The 3,343-nt window shown below is 61.8% G+C and carries 5 protein-coding genes; all 5 read left to right on the forward strand.

The window, feature by feature from the left end; all coding sequences use genetic code 11:
* A partial coding sequence (gene secY / locus AC1DSN_RS20310; protein WP_477332493.1) for a preprotein translocase subunit SecY occupies positions 1-877 on the forward strand: 877 nt, incomplete at its 5' end.
* Positions 878-1,002: 125 nt separating this feature from the next.
* On the forward strand, positions 1,003-1,359 hold the full coding sequence (gene rpsM / locus AC1DSN_RS20315; RefSeq protein ID WP_046967236.1) for a 30S ribosomal protein S13: 357 nt from the start codon (positions 1,003-1,005) through the stop codon (positions 1,357-1,359).
* Positions 1,360-1,371: 12 nt separating this feature from the next.
* A complete protein-coding gene (gene rpsK, locus AC1DSN_RS20320) occupies positions 1,372-1,758 on the forward strand; it encodes a 30S ribosomal protein S11 (protein ID WP_007513384.1) in 387 nt (128 codons plus the stop codon).
* An 11-nt stretch (positions 1,759-1,769) separates the two neighbouring features.
* Positions 1,770-2,396 (forward strand): 30S ribosomal protein S4, encoded by a 627-nt coding sequence (gene rpsD, locus AC1DSN_RS20325; protein WP_046967235.1) that lies wholly within the window; start codon positions 1,770-1,772, stop codon positions 2,394-2,396.
* Between the two features lie 16 nt (positions 2,397-2,412).
* The coding region (locus AC1DSN_RS20330) for a DNA-directed RNA polymerase subunit alpha (RefSeq protein WP_477332495.1) at positions 2,413-3,343 on the forward strand (931 nt) is incomplete at its 3' end.

A 3,343-nucleotide genomic window follows, 5' to 3' on the forward strand; every position in this document is an offset into this window, starting at 1 on the left:
CTATATGCCCGGTGCGGGCTTCGTCATGGCATCCGTCGTCGGTCTCACCGCCGGCACGATGTTCCTGATGTGGCTCGGCGAGCAGATCACGGAGCGCGGTATCGGCAACGGCATTTCGATGCTGATCTTCGCCGGTATCGTGGCCGGTCTCCCGGGTGCCATCGCGCACACGCTGACCATGGCGAACAACGGAGAGCTGTCGGTTCTGAAGCTGCTCATGGTGACCGCGCTGATCCTGGCGGTAACCGCTTTCGTGGTGTTCATGGAGCGCGCTCAACGGCGTATCACCGTGAACTACGCGAAGCAGGGCAGTCAGCGCCAGTTCCAGCGCCAGACTTCGCACCTGCCGCTGAAGATCAATATGGCGGGCGTCATTCCGCCGATCTTCGCGACCAGCCTCTTGCTCTTCCCCGCGACTGCGGCGACCTGGTTCGGCACTGCCCACCAGTCGCGTTGGTTGCAGTGGTTGACCACGGCGTTGAGCCCGGGTGAGCCGGTGCACGACATCGTGTTCGCGGTGCTGGTGATCGGGTTCGCCTTCTTCTACACGGCGATCGTGTTCAACTCGCAGGAAACGGCCGATAACCTCAAGCGTTCGGGCGCGTTGATTCCGGGCATCCGTCCGGGTCGCGCCACGGCAGACTACATCGATGGCGTCATGACCCGGCTTACCGGTGTTGGCGCGGTTTACATCGTCCTGGTCTGCCTGGTGCCCACGTTCATGCAGAACGCCTGGCACGTTCCGTTCTATTTCGGCGGCACTTCGCTGCTGATCGTGGTGGTGGTGGTGATGGACTTTACGGCTCAGGTCCAGGCCCATCTCGTCAGCCACCAGTACGAGAGTCTGCTCAAGAAGTCCAATCTCCGTCGCAGCTGAGACGCGGCAGAGACCCCCAAGTAGGGGAGGCCTTGGCGCCCAGCGCCGCAGGACTTCCCGTTTAGGTTAATTCAGGTTAGAATTGCGCGTTTACCGCGCACGAAACGCATCGGAGACAGTACATCATGGCGCGCATCGCGGGTGTCAATTTGCCGGTCCAGAAGCATGTCTGGGTCGGCCTGCAGAGCATTTATGGAATCGGCCGTTCGCGGGCGAAGAAGGTTTGCGTCGACTCGGGCGTGGTTCCGACCACTCCCATCAAGTCGCTTAGCGAAGGTGAGGTCGAGAAGATCCGCGCCGAGATCGCCAAGTACACGGTCGAGGGCGATCTTCGCCGCGAGATCGGTATGGCGGTCAAGCGTCTGATGGACCTCGGTTGCTATCGTGGCCTGCGCCACCGTCGCGGCCTGCCGGTGCGCGGCCAGCGCACGCGTACCAACGCCCGTACCCGCAAGGGTCCGCGTCGTCCGATCAAGAAGTAACGGATACCGATTATGGCTAAGCCGGTTAAAACCAAGAAGAAGATCAAGCGCGTTGTCACGGATGCCGTGGCCCACGTGCAGGCTTCTTTCAACAACACCATCGTCACGATCACCGATCGCCAGGGCAATGCCCTGTCGTGGGCGACTGCAGGCGGCGCGGGTTTCCGCGGCTCCCGTAAGTCGACCCCGTTCGCCGCTCAGGTGGCAGCCGAAAAGGCTGGCCGCGCTGCTGGCGACTACGGTGTGAAGACCGTGGAAGTTCGCATCAAGGGCCCCGGCCCGGGCCGTGAGTCGGCCGTGCGTTCGCTGAATGCGTTGGGCTACAAAGTGCTCAACATTATTGACGTCACGCCGATTCCGCATAACGGCTGCCGTCCCCCCAAGAAGCGTCGCGTCTAAGGAGCATACCCATGGCCCGTTATCGTGGAGCTACCTGCAAACTTGCGCGTCGTGAAGGTGCCGACCTCGGTCTGAAGAGCCCGGCCCGCGCGCTTGATTCCAAGTGCAAGCTCGAGAACAAACCCGGTCAGCATGGCGCAAACAAGCGCGCCCGTCTGTCCGACTACGCCGTCCAGCTGCGTGAAAAGCAGAAGGTCAAGCGCATCTACGGTGTGCTCGAGCGTCAGTTCAGCAACTACTACACCAAGGCTTCGACCCAGAAGGGCAATACGGGTGAAAACCTGCTTCGCCTCCTGGAAAGCCGTCTCGACAACGTCGTGTTCCGCATGGGTTTCGCGGTTACCCGCGCCCAGGCTCGTCAGCTCGTGGCTCACAAGTCCGTGACGGTCAATGGCAAGAAGGTCAACGTGCCTTCCTACCACGTCCGTCCGGGCGACGAAGTCTCGCTGACCGAAAAGGCTCGCGGTCAGCTGCGCGTCCAGGAAGCGGCGACGGTCTTTGACACGATGGACCTTCGTCCGTCGTGGGTCGAGGTCGACAGCAAGAAGTTCGCAGGCACGTTCAAGGCTGTGCCGGATCGCGGTGATCTGCCGGCCGACATCAACGAAGCCCTGATCGTCGAGCTTTACTCGAAGTAATTCACCGGAGCCTTGCATGGCAGTTTCGTCAACTAGTGTGCTGCGGCCTCGTGGCCTCAGCGTCGAGCARCTTGGAGCGAACCGCGCTAAGGTGGTGGTCGAGCCGCTCGAGCGTGGCTTTGGTCACACCCTGGGCAACGCGCTGCGTCGCGTGCTGCTCTCTTCGATCCCGGGCAGCGCCATCGTCGAGGTCGAAATCGACGGCGTGCTGCACGAGTACACAACGCTTGAGGGTTTGCAGGAGGACGTGATCGAAGTCCTGCTGAACCTCAAGGATGTTGCCATCCGCCAGCACAGTGGTGACGAAGTCACCCTGACGCTGTCGAAGAAGGGCAAAGGCGTGGTCACCGCAGGCGACATCGCGGTCGACCATTCCGTAGAAATCGTCAACCCGGACCACGTGATCTGCCACCTCACCAAGGATGTGGCACTGAACATGCGTCTGAAGGTGCGTCGCGGCGTCGGCTACCAGCCGGCCAGCGCGCGCCAGCATCCGGATGACGAGACGCGGCCGATCGGCCGTCTGCAGCTCGACGCGTCGTTCGCGCCGGTCCTGCGCGTGGCTTACGAAGTGGACGCCGCTCGTGTCGAGCAGCGCACCAACCTCGACAAGCTCGTGCTGGATATCGAGACGAACGGCACGATCGGTGCTGAAGACGCTGTCCGCAAGGCGGCTGAAATCATCAACGATCAGCTGTCGGTTTTCGGCGATTTCTCGCGCCGCGAGAGCGATTCGACCAAGGCGGAGAAGGGCGGGTTCGATCCGCTCCTGCTGCGTCCGATCGACGATCTCGAACTGACGGTCCGTTCGGCGAACTGCCTCAAGGCCGAAAGCATCTACTACATCGGCGACCTGGTCCAGAAGACCGAAGTCGAGCTGTTGAAGACGCCGAACCTGGGCAAGAAGTCGCTGACGGAAATCAAGGATGTGCTGGGCGGGCGTGGTC

This window comes from Luteibacter sp. P4_D7_3, from assembly GCF_056401735.1.